The organism is Amycolatopsis sp. cmx-11-51 (assembly GCF_047608665.1).
Lineage (GTDB): Bacteria > Actinomycetota > Actinomycetes > Mycobacteriales > Pseudonocardiaceae > Amycolatopsis.
This window is the reverse complement of the sequence record NZ_JADNQO010000009.1, coordinates 183,236-196,952: the sequence shown is the minus strand read 5'-3', so window position 1 is coordinate 196,952 and position 13,717 is coordinate 183,236. Positions and strand designations below refer to the sequence as shown.

Below are 13,717 nucleotides of genomic sequence, written 5' to 3'. Positions count from 1 at the left end.
AACTTGATGACCGCCCCGTCCGAGACGACCAAGGTCGACTTCTACTTCGATCCGATCTGCCCCTTCGCCTGGATCAGCTCGCGCTGGATCCTCGAAGTGGCGAAGCACCGCGACCTCGACCTGAGGTTCCGGATCATGAGCCTGTCCGAGCTCAACAGCGGCCGTGAAGACCTTCCTGAGCAGTACAAGGAGCTTCTCGACCGTGGCTGGGGACCGGTCCGTGTCGCGACCGCGCTGGCACAGAAGAACGGCGAGGAGGCCCTGCGCGACTTCTACACGGAGTTCGGCACCCGCCATCACAACCAGGGTGACAAGGACATTCCGAAGGTCATCACGGAGACCCTCGAGGCCATCGGCGCCCCGGCCGAGCTGGCAGGCGCCGCGGAGTCGACCGAGTACGACGAGGCGCTGAAAAAGAGTCACTACGAAGGTATGAATCCGGTCGGAATGGACGTCGGCACCCCGACCATCCACATCGACGGCGTCGCCTTCTTCGGCCCGGTCCTCAGCTCGATCCCGCGCGGCGAGGACGCCGTCAAGGTCTTCGATGGCGCCCGCGCGCTGGCGAGCTACCCGGACTTCTTCGAGCTGAAGCGCACCCGGACCGGGGATCTCAACTTCGACTAAGGGGTCGCGAGTGCGGCCTTGGTGACATCGCCGGGGTAGGAGGACCTCGCGACGGCTTCGTCCGTCGTGAGGTCGCCCGAGGCGATCTGTGTCTTGAGCGCGACGAGTTCCCGCAACCCCTCACGGTGTTTCTCGATGAAGGCGATGTCGACCGGGTCTCCGTGTCCGGCCACGATGACCTTGGGTTCCAGCGCGAGGATCGCGTCCATCACGCCGACCCACTCCGTAAGGGAGCTGTCCTCGGTGAAGGAGAACGCGCTGAAGCCCGCTTCGGCGTTCTCGACGGCGTCGCCCGCGTAGATGATCCCGGCGTCAGGTACGTGCACGAACAAATCGTGATCGGTGTGAGCGCGGCCGAGGAAGCGCAGCACGACAACGCGGCCGCCGAGGTCGATCTCGGCGGTGTCGACGACCGGACGATCCGGCATGGTGAGTTCGGTGCGTTCCAGCGCCTCCGCCATTTCGGGGCGGTTTTGGGCTAGGTAGTACGCGATCCACTTGCGCCGCGCGCCCTCACCGTAGGTGGTCAGCTCGGCCAGGCACCCTTCGTGTGCCCAGACGTCACAGGGCAGGAACGCCGTCGTGCCGAAGGCGTGATCGAAATGCGCGTGGGTGTAGACGACCGACCACGGCAGCGGCGTGATCTCCCGCACCGCCGCGGCGAGTTCGGCGCCCTGCTCGACGTCGCCGCGGACGTCGACGACCAGGCAGCGGTCAGTGCCGACGACCAGGCCGACGGTCAGGTCCAGCTCCTCGTGACGGCGGGCGTACACGCCGTCCGCGAGTTCGAGCCAAGTCACGAATCCTCCAGTATTCCCTTGCGCAGCACCGGAACCGTGCTGCTCGTGTCGAGCCGTGCGGCGAGGGTCACGTCGTTCCCGTGTCCGGCCGCAGCGAGCTCACGCCCTGAGGAGCACTCTGCCAGTGCTTCGCCGACGTCGGTCACTTTCGCTGCGATGGCCGCGAGACGGGCTTCGGCGGACAGCCGGCCGTAGTCGCTCGGCGCGGCCACGATCGCGCCCGCGCCGAGGTGGTCTTCGACGCAGGGCCGCAGCGGTCCGAAGGTCTTGGTCTCGGTGTGCATGTCGATGCCCCAGCGTTCCCCGGCCGGGATGACGCCGATCGGCCTGCCGTCCGCGAGTCCGGCCGCGTGGGCGGCGACGGCGGAGGCGTTGCGCAGGCAGCCCGCCAGGACTTCGGCGCCGGTCGTGGCGGCGGCGTCGCAGAGCGTGGCGCCGTTGGGGGAGGGGAGCGCGAGGAGCGTGCCGGAAGGGATCTCGATCACAGACGAAGGTCGCAAGGTCCACTCGTTTTCACCCGTGAGGATGGCGCTTCGCTCTTTCGCGGCTTGTTCACCGCGATGGTCGCGCCAGCGGACGGGCAGCACCCGTCCGCCGTTGCCGAGGACTAGATCCGTTGTGGTGCAGAAGGAAAGTACGTCGACGATGATCAGAACGGCGCAGTCTCCGCCGAGGACGCAGACGCCTTCGGGTCCCCATTCGAGTCTGATGTCGGATCCGCGCTGGCCCCAGATGTCCACCCCCAGAGCATGCCCGAGAAGCCTTGTGATGGCAGACTTCGCGCTGTGCGTGTCTACCTTGGCTCTGACCATGCCGGTTTCGAACTGAAGAACCACCTCGTGGCCCACCTCAAGGAACAGGGCCACGACGTCGAGGACGTCGGTCCCTTCGTCTACGACGCGGCGGACGACTACCCCGCCTTCTGCATCGAGGCGGCCCGCCGGGTCGTCGCGGACGAGGGCAGCCTCGGCATCGTCGTCGGCGGTTCCGGCAACGGCGAGCAGATCGCGGCCAACAAGGTCAAGGGTGCTCGCGCCGGCCTCGCGTGGAGCGTCGAGACCGCGAAGCTCACCCGCGAGCACAACCACGCCCAGCTGATCGGCGTCGGCGCGCGGATGCACACCACCGAAGAGGCCACCGAGATCGTCGAGGCGTTCCTCGCGACCCCGCCGAGCCCGGACGAGCGCCACGGCCGCCGCGTCCAGCAGATCCTGGACTACGAGAACACCGGCTGGCCGCCGCCGCTGCCCGAGCACTGACATGCCCGAGGGGCACACGCTCCATCGACTGGCACGTCTGCACAAACGCCGTTTCGCCTGCCACCCTGTCGAAGTGAGCAGCCCGCAGGGACGCTTCGGCACCGAAGCGTCCCGTTTGGACGGCAGGGTACTGGTGAAGGCCGAGGCGTACGGGAAACACCTGTTCCACGACTACGGTCCACACGGGACAGTGCATATCCACCTCGGCCTGTACGGCACGTTCTCCGACGAGCCGCTGCCGGTGGCCGAACCGGTCGGTCAGGTGCGGATGCGCCTGGTCGGCCCGACGCATTCCGCCGACCTGCGCGGACCGAACCAATGCGAACTCCTGGACGCACCGCGCGTCGACGCGATCAAGGCCCGGCTGGGGCCGGACCCACTGCGCCGGGACGCGAAGCCGGACAAGGCGTGGGAGCGGATCACGCGGTCCAAGACGTCCATCGCGGCTTTGCTGATGGACCAGTCCGTACTGGCGGGCGTCGGCAACGTGTACCGCGCCGAGGTGCTGTTCCGGCACGGCGTCGCCCCGCTCCTCCCGGGCCGTGCGCTCGATCGCGGGCTGTGGGACGACATGTGGGCGGATCTCGTGACGCTCATGCGGCACGGTGTCCGGGTGGGACGGATCGACACGGTCGCGCCCGAGCACCTGCCCAAGGCGACCGGCCGCGCGCCGCGGCAGGACCGGCACGGGGGTGAGGTCTACGTGTACCGCCGGGCCGGGGAGCCGTGTCTGGTGTGCGGGACGCCGGTGCTGCGCAGCGACCTGGCCGCGCGGAACCTGTTTTGGTGCCCCACCTGTCAGCCAGCCTGAGGATGCTGGGAACGGGGCCGTTCATAGCATCGAGGCTGTGGGTGGGCCCCACGCCTGGTTCGCGGACTCTGCGCGACAAGGTGACCGGCTCTTTGCCCGCCTGAAGTACATGAAGCCCCCTTTGCTTGCGCCAGGCGCAAGCAAAGGGGCCTTCATTCACTTGGTGGGGGCGCTGGTGATGCTGGGACGCGCCCCGGGTCGGTGAGGGGAACTTCGAGGGACCCAGAGTCCCTTAGGGAGTCCTTCACGGACTTGACCCGGGGCTCCCGACTGGCGGGGGTTCGAAGGCCTCCATCCCTGCCTTGAGAGTGGGGAAGGGGTCTTTCTCGCACCGTTGTTGTGGCTGGTGGGGTGGCTGTGGCCAGGGGTGGCGTTCCGGGCCGGGTGAGGGGAACTTCGAGGGCCCCAGAGTCCCTTAAGGAGTCCTTCACGGACTTGACCCGACCGGCAGCCGAACCCGGCCGACACCGAACGACACAGGAAGAAGGCCTGCTATGAACGGGACTTTCATTGCAAAATTTGCAATGAAGTCCCGTTCTTCTCATCTCTCAGGGCTTAGAAGTCGAACCCGCCACCGTCGAAGCCGCCGCCATCGAACCCGCCACCGTCGAACCCACCGGCGTCCCCGCCCGTGTCTCCACCGGCGTCGCCACCCGCGTCACCGCCGCCGTCGGCCGCCCCGGCGTCTCCCTGGCCCGCGTCGTGGCCCGACTCCCAGGCCGACGCGCTCGCGATCCCTGCCATACCGGAGAACATCGCGCTGAACAGCAGCATCGAACCGAGACCCCAGGCACCGGCGACGAGCGCGGGCTTCCACCACGGCTCGCTGTACCAGCCCTGCGGCACCGGACGGCCGGCCACACGGCCACCGGGGTAGTAGTGCGGCGTCCGCTGGCTCGGGTCCGGCGAAGCCTCGTAGTGCTCGCCCTCGACGTCGACAGAGCGGTGTTCGGTGACCTTGCCGGCACGGTCGCGCTCCTCGCTGCCGGGCAGCTCCGGACCGGGGTCCATGCCCATCGCGAGCCGGGCCGCGCGGACGTAGTAGAGGCCTTCGATGGCCGTCTCGCGCACGAGCCGGGCCTGCTCGATGGTCTGCGCCTGCTCCATCTGGGAGCCTGCCGCGGTGAAGCGTTCGGACGCGTCCGCCATCGCCTGCTGGGAGGCGATGTCCGTGCCGGTGATGTTCATGACCTGACCGCCGAGTCGCTCGACGAGGCGCCGTGCGTCGGCTTTCGCGTCGTCCAGCTGGCGCTTCTTGGCCGCCGCCTGGGATTTCGCGAAGTAGATGCCGCCGCCGACCACCACGACGAGGAGCACGATCAGGAAGATCGCGGTGCCCATGGGTTCACTCCAGGAATCGTTCGGCCTTTTGCCTGGTCAACGCGGCCGGTGCGCCGGCGGTTCCCGCCAGTGCTCTCGGTCACCGCGCACACTGGCGGGCCAAACTAGAACACGTTATAGTTCGCCCTCATGAAGTTCACCCTGTCGATCGCGATGAATCCACTCGATCAGCTGGGCGAGCTCGCCCGTGCCGCCGAAGAGGCGGGGTTCTCCTCGATCGCGCTCCCGGATTCCCTGTTCTATTCCGAAACCGTCTCGGCCGACTATCCGTACACACCGGACGGCAGCCGGTTCTGGACCGAGGAGACGCCGTGGGCCGATCCGCTGGTCGCGGCCGCCTCGATGGGCGCGGTCACCGAACGGCTCACGTTCTACACCTCTGTGCTCAAACTCGGCTCCCGCAATCCGGTCCTGCTGGCACGCCAGGTCAACTCGGTCGCGGCGCTGACCGGCGGCCGCTTCGGCCTCGGGCTCGGCGTCGGCTGGTCGCCGGAGGAGTTCCGCTGGTGCGGCGCCCCGTACGAGAAGCGCGGCAAGCGCGTGGACGAGGCCATCGAGGTGCTGCGGCTGATCCTCGACGGCGGGATGGTCGAGTTTCACGGCGAGTTCTTTGACTTCGACAAGCTCCAGATGAGCCCGACGCCGCCGTCGCGCGTGCCGTTCTACATCGGCGGCCACACCGACGTCGCGCTGCGCCGGGCCGCCAGGGTCGCCGACGGCTGGTCGTCGGCGATGATGAGGTTCGACGACCTCCGCGAAACGATCGCGAAGCTGCGCGGGCTGCTGGCCGAACAGGGCCGCGCCGAAGACCCCTTCGAGTACCAGGCCGTCTGCATCGACAAGTTCGGTCTCGACGGCTACCGCGAGCAGGGCGACCTCGGCGTCACCGACGTCATCACCATGCCGTGGGTGTTCGACGGCCTCGGTTTCGACGCCGAAGTCGGCCCGAAACTCCATTCCATCAAGAAGTTCGGCGACGAGATCATCGCTAAGATCGGAGACTGAGCCATGGGTGTCGACGTCTGCTGGGATCCGGCCGCCACACAGCCGCCCGCGCGCCAGGCCGCGTTCCGCTCGATGACCGCCGTGACCGCCGGCGACAAGGCCGCCTGGCTCGAACTCTTCGCCGGGGACGCCGTCGTCGAGGACCCGATCGGCCCGTCCATGTTCGACGAGGAGGGCAAGGGGCACCACGGGCAAGACGGGATCAGTGCCTTCTGGGACAAGACGATCGCGAACGTCGAGCGCTTCCAGTTCACCATCCGCGATTCCCACGCGGCCGGTGACGAGGTCGCGAACGTCGGGACGATCACGACGTACCTGCCAGGGGGTTATCGCGTCGACACCGACGGCGTGTTCGTCTACCGGGTGCGCGAGGACGGGCTGATCGTGTCGATGCGGGCGTTCTGGGAGACCGAGCGCGCCATGGCCACCGCCAGGAAAGCCGATGAGTGACATACGGGCTTGACCGCTCTTCGTAAAGAACACTTCGGCCACGACGATCAGCACCACCGCGTCGGCGCTGGGCCACGGCGGGGCGCCGTCGTACGACTTGAAAGACGTGTGGTCGAAGGCGACCCGGATGACCGTCGGGAAGATCAGCGGCACGGCACCATCGTCTGCCGCGTCATTCGGTGAGCCGCTCCGCGCGCCGGGACAGGTACTGCTTTTCGGGTTCGCTTGCGGTCTTACCGGCGGCCCGGAGGTAGGCCTCGCGTGCGGCGCCGGTGTCTCCGGCCAGTTCCAGCAGATGCCCGCGGACGGAATCGAGGCGGTGTGTCTGGCTCATCCGGCCGTCGTCGTCGAGGGTGGCGAGCAGTTCGAGGCCCGCCGCCGGGCCGTTGACCTCGGCGACCGCGACGGCACGGTTGAGCGTGACGATCGGGCCGGGCGAGACCTTCTCGAGGACGTCGTAGAGTGCGAGGATCTGTGACCAGTCGGTGCCTGCCGCGGTGGCCGCCTCGTCGTGGACGGCGGCGATCGCGGCCTGCACCTGGTACGGCCCGACCGGGCCCGCTTCCAGCGCCGCGCTCACCAGCGAGACCCCTTCGGCGATGACTTCCGCGTTCCAGAGCGAGCGGTCCTGGTCGGCGAGGGGGATGAGCGAGCCGTCCTCACCGGCACGGGCGGCGCGGCGGGCGTCGGTCAGCAGCATGAGTGCGAGCAGCCCGGTGACCTCGTCCTCGTCGGGCATGAGCCGCCGGAGCAACCTGGTCAGCCGGATCGCCTCGGCGGTCAGATCGGCGCGGTGCAGGTCGGGGCCGCCGCTGGTCGTGTAGCCCTCGTTGAAGATCAGGTACAGCACGTGGAGGACGACGCGGAGCCGTTCGGCGAGTTCGGCGGACGGCGGCAGGACGAACTCCGCGCCCGCCTTCCTGATGGTCTGTTTCGCACGGCTGATCCGCTGGGCCAGCGTCGATTCCGGGACCAGGAAAGCGGTCGCGATCTCGCCGGTGGTCAGGCCGCCGACCGCGCGCAGCGTCAGCGCGAGTTGTGACGACGCGGACAGGGAAGGGTGGCAGCACAGGAAGAGCACGGTGAGCGTGTCGTCCGATGAGGACACTGTGGACGCTTCGCCCGGACCGGCCAGGTCCATCACCGCGGAGTTCTCTTCGCGACGGCGGCGGGCGCTCTCGCTGCGCCACTCGTCGACAAGGCGCCGTGACGCGACCGTCGCGAGCCAGGACTTCGGACTGTCCGGGATGCCTTGCTCCGGCCACTGTTGCGAGGCCGAGAGGAGCGCTTCCTGGACGGCGTCCTCGCAAGCGTCGAACTGCCCGTGCCTGCGCACCAGCAACCCGATGACCTGTGGGGCCAGCTCCCTCAAGAGTGCTTCCACCTGACGATCGTCTTTCACGCCGCCAGTCTTACCGCAATTCGTCCTCTAGTTGCGGTAGTTGCACGCGCAAGGACCGCAACTAGAGGACGAAACGCGGGGGCAGGCGGCGGGGCAGGTCGTCGTAGTTGTCGACGGCGTAATACTGGGTGGGCCTAGCGCTCCCCTCATGCGGGAGCTGGTCAGACGTTCAGCCGTCGCACGAACCGGGCGCTGTCTTCGCAGCGATCCTGGTATCCCCGCGCCCGGTAGAAGGCGTGCGCGCCGGTCCGGTGGCGGGAACTGGTGACCTCCATGGTGTTGCAGCCCAAGCGCAGCGCCTCCGCTTCGGCCGCGGCGACCAGCTCACGTCCGATCCCCGCGCCGCGCTGGGCCCCGTCCACCACCAAGGCCACGATCCGTCCTCCGGAGCCTTCCTTCTCGAGAAAAGGGATCGCGACCACCGCGACCACACCGACCACCGTGCCGTCCGATTCGGCGACGAACGCGGCACCTTCGGGATGACGGGACCAACGCTCGAGGCGGCGGCGCACGCCGGCCTCGCTGTTGTCCGGGTAGCCCAGCTCGGCGAGCAGCGCGGTCACGGCGGGAGCGTCGGTGGTGCGGGCGGGGCGGATCTCCATGATCTTCATCCTGCCCGGATGCGCGGTGGCCGACCAGCGTCGGGGCTCGTGCGGCTCAGGACTTCGCCGAAGCGCTGAGCGGCTCTGTCCTATTCGGTCGCGACGGCAAACTCCGAGCGGGCTGGAGGGTGCGAGGCGGCAGGCGAAAATCCGCAAAGCGGAGTGTCGCTGAGTGCCGCACTAGCTTCCGGGCCGAGTCTTCCGGCCCAAATAAGAGGTACAATCGCAGGTCAAAGACCTATGGTCGGGATGACAGGATTTGAACCTGCGACCCTCCGCTCCCAAAGCGGATGCGCTACCAAGCTGCGCCACATCCCGTGACTCCCCGATCTTCCCGGGGGGTGTACACACAGCCTAGCGGGTCACGCTAAGCTGCTTTCGCACCCGGTACTCCGGGGGCACGCGGGTGTAGCTCAATGGTAGAGCCCTAGTCTTCCAAACTAGCTACGCGGGTTCGATTCCCGTCACCCGCTCCACCGCTTCGAAGGAGACCCGCAGGCTTCTGGCCTGCGGGTTCTTTCGTTTCCGGAGCGAGCTGGAGTGGGCTTCAGGACGGTGCTGCCGACCCGCGCCGGTCAGAATACGGGGGTGTATGGAAATAGGGACACTCAACGTCCCTATTTCCACACACCCCTCCGGACACCGGCCACGCCCACCCGACCGATACCCGGGCGCCACGTACTTCGGACTTCAGTCACCGGCCTCCGAGGGCGACACGGCCTGCGAGAGGCCGCTGGAGGCGGCGTCGGCCTCGAGGTGCACAGCGATCAGGTCCAGCAGCTTGTCGGTGTCGACAGGCTTGGTCACGTAGTCGTCCGCCCCCGAAGCCAGCGTCCGCGCCTTGTCCTCCGCGGTCGCCTTCGCTGTGACAGCGATCACGGGCAGGTCTTCGTGTGCGGCCTCGGCCCGGATCGCGGTGATCGTGGCGTTGCCGTCCAGTTCGGGCATCATCACGTCCATCAGGACCAGTGCGGTGTCCTCGTGCCGTTCCAGGGCCCGGATGCCCGCGACACCGGTCTCGGCGTAGATGACTTCCAGGCCGTTGCGCTCCAGGACGGCGGCCAGCGCGAAGACGTTGCGCAGGTCGTCGTCGACGATCAGGATCTTCTCGCCGTGGAACCGCTGTGAGGGCGCGGGAGGGGCCACCCGCGGCACGGCCATGATCAGCGGGACACCGCCTGCCGCCGCGGTCGGGACGATCAAGTTCGACGCGCTGACCGGCAGGTACAGGGTGAACGTGCTGCCCTTGCCGGGTTCGCTGCGGACGCGCAGTTCGCCGCCGAGCAATTCCGTCAGCTGCTGGCTGATCGACAGGCCCAGCCCGGTGCCGCCGTACTTACGGCTGGTGGTGCCGTCGGCCTGGCGGAACGCGTCGAAGATGATCGCGAGTTTGTCCGGCGCGATGCCGATCCCCGTGTCCTCGACGGCGAACGCGAGGACGCCGGGGGCCTGCCGTAGTGATTCGGCTTCCACTTCACCCGCGTCGGCCATCCGGATGTGCAGGCGCACGCCGCCCTCGTCGGTGAACTTCGCCGCGTTCGACAGCAGGTTCCGCAGCACCTGCTGCAAGCGATGTTCGTCGGTGTGGATCGACGACGGCACCGGTGGGTCGATCAGGACGGCGAACTCCAGGCCCTTGTCCGAGGTGAGCGGACGGCAGATCGATTCGACGTACTCGACCACTTCGGGCAGCGTGACGTCGGACATCTGGAGATCGAGATGCCCGGCCTCGACCTTGGCCATGTCGAGGATGTCGTTGATCAGCTGTTGCAGGTCGCTGCCCGCCGAGTAGATCGTCCGCGCGAACTGGATCTGCTTCTCCGACAGGTTCCCGTCCGGGTTCTCCGAAAGCAGTTTCGCGAGGATCAGCGCACTGTTGAGCGGGGTCCGCAGCTCGTGCGACATATTCGCCATGAACTCGGATTTGTACTGCGACGCCATGGTCAGCTGCCCGGCGCGCTCTTCGAGTTCCTGCCGCGCCTGCTCGATCTCGCTGTTCTTGACCTCGATGTCGCGGTTCTGCTGCGCCAGCAGCGCCGCCTTCTCCGCGAGATCCGTGTTGGACCGGCGCAGTTCTCGTTGCTGCGCCTGCAACTGCTCGGACCGCGCGCGCAGTTCCTGTGCCAGGCGCTGGGATTCGGTCAGCAGCGCCTCGGTGCGCGAGTTCGACTGGATGGTGCTGACGTTGACCGCGATGGTCTCCTTCAGCTGCTCCAGCAGATCGATGTGGACGGTGCTGAACGCGTTGATCGTCGCCAGTTCCAGCACGCCGAGCACCTCGCCCTGGAACAGCACCGGCAGCACGATCACGTTCACCGGCGCGGCCGAGCCGAGGCCCGACGAGATGAGCGCGTACTCCGGCGGCGCTTCGTGGACCAGTATCGTGCGGCGGTCGACGGCTGCCTGGCCGATGAGCGACTCGCCGGGGGAGAAGCGAAGCCCCGCTTGGGATTTCGCCAGCCCGTAGGTGGCGATGCTTTCCAGGACCGTTTCCTCTTGCTCGTCCTCGCGGGCGAGGAAGAACGCGCCCTGCTGCGCGGACACCAGCGGCGTCAGCTCGGACAGAATCAGCGAAGCCACCGAAGCGAGATCGCGGTGCCCCTGCATGAGCGCGGACAGCCGGGCCAGGTTGGTCTTGAGCCAGTCCTGTTCGCGGTTGGCGCGGGTGGTCTCCTTCAGGTTCGCGATCATCTGGTTGATGTTGTCCTTGAGCTCGGCCACCTCCCCGGACGCGTCGACGGTGATGTGCCGGGTCAGGTCGCCCGCGGTCACCGCGGTGGCCACCTGCGCGATCGCCCGCACCTGGGTGGTCAGGTTCCCGGCCAGCTGGTTCACACCCTCGGTCAGCCGCGACCACGTGCCGGCGACGCCGGGCACCTCCGCCTGCCCGCCGAGCGTGCCGTCCGTGCCCACCTCGCGCGCGACACGCGTGACCTCGGAAGCGAACGACGACAGCTGGTCGACCATCGTGTTGATGGTCGTCTTGAGTTCCAGGATCTCGCCGCGGGCGTCGATGTCGATCTTCTTCGACAGATCGCCCTGCGCCACCGCGGTGGTCACGGTCGCGATGCTGCGGACCTGGCCGGTCAGGTTGTCGGCCATGACGTTCACGTTGTCCGTCAACGCCTTCCACGTGCCCGCCACGTTCGGGACGCGGGCCTGACCACCGAGGATGCCTTCGGTGCCCACCTCGCGGGCGACGCGCGTGACCTCGTCGGCGAACGCGCGCAGCGTCTCGACCATGCTGTTGATCGTCTCGGCGAGGACGGCGACCTCGCCCTGCGCGTCGATCGCGATCTTCTTCGACAGGTCCCCGTTCGCCACCGCTGTCGTCACCGTGGCGATGCTCCGCACCTGATCGGTGAGGTTGTCGGCCATGACGTTGACGTTGTCGGTGAGGTCCTTCCAGGTCCCGGCGACGCCGCGCACCTGCGCCTGGCCGCCGAGTTTGCCTTCGGTACCCACCTCACGGGAGACCCGGGTGACTTCGTCGGCGAAGGCCGAGAGCTGGTCGACCATGATGTTGACGGTGTTCTTGAGCTCCAGGATCTCGCCGCGCGCGTCGACGATGATCTTCTGCGTCAGGTCGCCCTTCGCGACGGCGGTGGTGACCTGGGCGATGTTGCGCACCTGGTCGGTCAGGTTGTTCGCCATGAAGTTGACGTTGTCGGTCAGGTCCTTCCACGTCCCGGCCACGCCGGGCACGGTGGCCTGGCCGCCGAGCCGTCCGTCGCTGCCGACCTCGCGGGCGACGCGGGTGACTTCGTCGGCGAAGGCCGACAGCTGGTCGACCATGGTGTTCAGCGTGTTCTTGAGTTCGAGGATCTCGCCCTTGGCGTCGACGGCGATCTTCTGTGACAGGTCGCCCTTGGCCACCGCCGTCGCCACCTGGGCGATGTTGCGGACCTGCGCGGTGAGGTTGTTCGCCATGAAGTTGACCGACCCGGTGAGGTCGCGCCAGGTCCCGGCGACACCGGGCACCTGCGCCTGGCCGCCGAGCTGACCTTCCGTGCCGACCTCGCGCGCCACCCGGGTGACTTCGTCGGCGAACGACGACAGCTGGTCGACCATCGTGTTGACGGTCGTCTTCAGTTCGAGGATCTCGCCGCGCGCGTCGACCGTGATCTTCTGCGTCAGGTCGCCCTTCGCCACTGCCGTGGTGACCTGGGCGATGTTGCGGACCTGGTCGGTCAGGTTGTCGGCCATCTGGTTCACCGAGTCGGTGAGCCCGCGCCAGGTCCCGGCGACGCCCGGCACCGTCGCCTGGCCGCCGAGACGCCCTTCGCTACCCACCTCGCGCGCGACCCGCGTGACTTCGTCGGCGAAGGCCGACAGCTGGTCGACCATGGTGTTCAGCGTGTTCTTGAGTTCGAGGATCTCGCCGCGCGCGTCGACGTTGATCTTCTGTGACAGGTCGCCCTCGGCCACCGCCGTCGCCACCTGGGCGATGTTGCGGACCTGGTCGGTGAGGTTGTCCGCCATCAGGTTCACCGAGTCGGTGAGGTCGCGCCACGTGCCCGCCGCGCCGGGGACCTGCGCCTGGCCGCCGAGACGGCCTTCGCTACCCACCTCACGGGAGACCCGGGTGACTTCGTCGGCGAAGGCCGAGAGCTGGTCGACCATGATGTTGACGGTGTTCTTGAGTTCCAGGATCTCGCCGCGCGCGTCGACGTTGATCTTCTGGGTCAGATCGCCCCGCGCCACCGCGGTGGTCACCTGGGCGATGTTGCGGACCTGGTCGGTCAGGTTGCTGGCCATGACGTTGACGTTGTCGGTCAGGTCACGCCAGGTGCCCGCCACGCCCGGGACCTCGGCCTGGCCGCCGAGACGGCCTTCGGTGGCGATCTCGCGGGCCACTCTGGTGACCTCGGTCGCGAACCGGGAAAGCTGTTTGATCAGGCCGTTCAACGTCTTCGCCACCTCGGCGAACTGACCCTGCAACGGCCGCCCGCCGACCTCCAGCGGCATCGACTCCGACAGGTCGCCCTCGGCGACCGCGCCGAGGACCCGGTTGAGCTCGGCCGTCGGCCTGCTCACGTCCTCGATCAGCCCGTTGACCACGTCGACCGCGGTGGCCCAGCCGCCGGGGCCGATCTCGGCCGCGACGCGCTCGGTCAGCCTGCCTTCCTTGCCGACCGCCTCGCGGACGCGCAGGAGCTCGCTCACCAGCCGCTGGTTGCGTTCGGCGATGTCGTTGAAGGCGACGGCGAGCTGGGCCGTGAGCCCGTCGCCGTGCGCTACGAACCGCCGCCGAAAGTTGCCGTCCCCGAGGTCGCGGGCCGCCGAGAGCAGGCGTTCCAGGGTCGCTTCGTCCACCTGGGCGCCACCACCTTTCACGGGGGTCCGGTCCCTTTGGGAGTGCTGTGTCATCTGTGTCGACCCTCTCCACCACGCATGCCAAGCCATGGTCGTCGCATCAG

The 13,717-nt window shown here is 68.0% G+C and carries 11 protein-coding genes and 2 tRNA genes; 6 read left to right on the top strand and 7 right to left on the bottom strand.

Translation table 11 applies throughout. From position 1 onward, the window contains the following. Nucleotides 1-6: 6 nt before the first annotated feature. The gene (locus tag ACM6LU_RS27360; protein ID WP_414940625.1) at nt 7-627 is read left to right on the top strand and encodes a disulfide bond formation protein DsbA; all 621 of its coding nucleotides are present in this window, start codon (nt 7-9) and stop codon (nt 625-627) included. Here the strand turns inward: ACM6LU_RS27360 and ACM6LU_RS27355 are convergent. Together ACM6LU_RS27355 and ACM6LU_RS27350 are read right to left on the bottom strand one after the other, a co-directional pair. After that, nucleotides 624-1,427 carry an MBL fold metallo-hydrolase gene (locus ACM6LU_RS27355; protein ID WP_414940624.1) on the bottom strand — a complete coding sequence of 268 codons (804 nt, stop codon included), beginning with the start codon at nt 1,425-1,427 and terminating at the stop codon, nt 624-626. The genes ACM6LU_RS27360 and ACM6LU_RS27355 overlap by 4 nt on opposite strands. After that, nucleotides 1,424-2,167: a 2-phosphosulfolactate phosphatase gene (locus tag ACM6LU_RS27350; protein ID WP_414940623.1), complete on the bottom strand. Its 744-nt coding sequence runs from the start codon at nt 2,165-2,167 to the stop codon at nt 1,424-1,426. Before ACM6LU_RS27350 ends, ACM6LU_RS27355 begins: the two co-directional genes overlap by 4 nt. Before the next feature lie 45 nt (nt 2,168-2,212). On the opposite strand from ACM6LU_RS27350, the gene ACM6LU_RS27345 reads away from it, so the two are divergent. Further along, nucleotides 2,213-2,686, top strand: a complete 474-nt coding sequence (locus tag ACM6LU_RS27345) for a ribose-5-phosphate isomerase (protein ID WP_007034718.1) — start codon at nt 2,213-2,215, stop codon at nt 2,684-2,686. 1 nt (nt 2,687) lies between these two features. Then, entirely contained in the window at nt 2,688-3,497 is an 810-nt protein-coding gene (locus tag ACM6LU_RS27340) for an Fpg/Nei family DNA glycosylase (RefSeq protein WP_414940622.1), read from the top strand. A 555-nt stretch (nt 3,498-4,052) separates the two neighbouring features. On the opposite strand, the gene ACM6LU_RS27335 is transcribed toward ACM6LU_RS27340, so the two are convergent. Beyond that, on the bottom strand, nt 4,053-4,838 hold the full coding sequence (locus ACM6LU_RS27335; protein WP_414940621.1) for a hypothetical protein: 786 nt from the start codon (nt 4,836-4,838) through the stop codon (nt 4,053-4,055). A gap of 129 nt (nt 4,839-4,967) precedes the next feature. Here ACM6LU_RS27335 and ACM6LU_RS27330 point away from each other — a divergent pair, with 129 nt between their 5' ends. Together ACM6LU_RS27330 and ACM6LU_RS27325 are read left to right on the top strand one after the other, a co-directional pair. Further along, the gene (locus ACM6LU_RS27330) at nt 4,968-5,843 is read left to right on the top strand and encodes a TIGR03619 family F420-dependent LLM class oxidoreductase (protein WP_414940620.1); all 876 of its coding nucleotides are present in this window, start codon (nt 4,968-4,970) and stop codon (nt 5,841-5,843) included. A gap of 3 nt (nt 5,844-5,846) precedes the next feature. Beyond that, entirely contained in the window at nt 5,847-6,293 is a 447-nt protein-coding gene (locus ACM6LU_RS27325) for a nuclear transport factor 2 family protein (RefSeq protein ID WP_409495198.1), read from the top strand. A gap of 172 nt (nt 6,294-6,465) precedes the next feature. On the opposite strand, the gene ACM6LU_RS27320 is transcribed toward ACM6LU_RS27325, so the two are convergent. From ACM6LU_RS27320 to ACM6LU_RS27310, 3 genes are all read right to left on the bottom strand, one after another. After that, nucleotides 6,466-7,695: an RNA polymerase sigma factor gene (locus ACM6LU_RS27320; protein ID WP_414940619.1), complete on the bottom strand. Its 1,230-nt coding sequence runs from the start codon at nt 7,693-7,695 to the stop codon at nt 6,466-6,468. A gap of 161 nt (nt 7,696-7,856) precedes the next feature. Beyond that, nucleotides 7,857-8,297: a GNAT family N-acetyltransferase gene (locus tag ACM6LU_RS27315; RefSeq protein WP_414940618.1), complete on the bottom strand. Its 441-nt coding sequence runs from the start codon at nt 8,295-8,297 to the stop codon at nt 7,857-7,859. 241 nt (nt 8,298-8,538) lie between these two features. After that, nucleotides 8,539-8,615 (bottom strand) — tRNA-Pro (locus ACM6LU_RS27310). A gap of 84 nt (nt 8,616-8,699) precedes the next feature. On the opposite strand from ACM6LU_RS27310, the gene ACM6LU_RS27305 reads away from it, so the two are divergent. Next, nucleotides 8,700-8,773: transfer RNA gene (locus ACM6LU_RS27305), tRNA-Gly, on the top strand. A 214-nt stretch (nt 8,774-8,987) separates the two neighbouring features. Here ACM6LU_RS27305 and ACM6LU_RS27300 read toward each other — a convergent pair. After that, the gene (locus ACM6LU_RS27300) at nt 8,988-13,667 is read right to left on the bottom strand and encodes a HAMP domain-containing protein (RefSeq protein ID WP_414940617.1); all 4,680 of its coding nucleotides are present in this window, start codon (nt 13,665-13,667) and stop codon (nt 8,988-8,990) included. Between the last annotated feature and the right edge of the window lie 50 nt (nt 13,668-13,717).

Coding starts and splice junctions, on each gene's coding strand:
- ACM6LU_RS27360 (WP_414940625.1), top strand. CDS start 7: ATGACCGCCCCGTCCGAGACGACCAAGGTCGACTTCTACTTCGATCCG.
- ACM6LU_RS27340 (WP_414940622.1), top strand. CDS start 2,688: ATGCCCGAGGGGCACACGCTCCATCGACTGGCACGTCTGCACAAACGC.
- ACM6LU_RS27325 (WP_409495198.1), top strand. CDS start 5,847: ATGGGTGTCGACGTCTGCTGGGATCCGGCCGCCACACAGCCGCCCGCG.
- ACM6LU_RS27335 (WP_414940621.1), bottom strand. CDS start 4,838: ATGGGCACCGCGATCTTCCTGATCGTGCTCCTCGTCGTGGTGGTCGGC.
- ACM6LU_RS27300 (WP_414940617.1), bottom strand. CDS start 13,667: ATGACACAGCACTCCCAAAGGGACCGGACCCCCGTGAAAGGTGGTGGC.
- ACM6LU_RS27315 (WP_414940618.1), bottom strand. CDS start 8,297: ATGGAGATCCGCCCCGCCCGCACCACCGACGCTCCCGCCGTGACCGCG.
- ACM6LU_RS27330 (WP_414940620.1), top strand. CDS start 4,968: ATGAAGTTCACCCTGTCGATCGCGATGAATCCACTCGATCAGCTGGGC.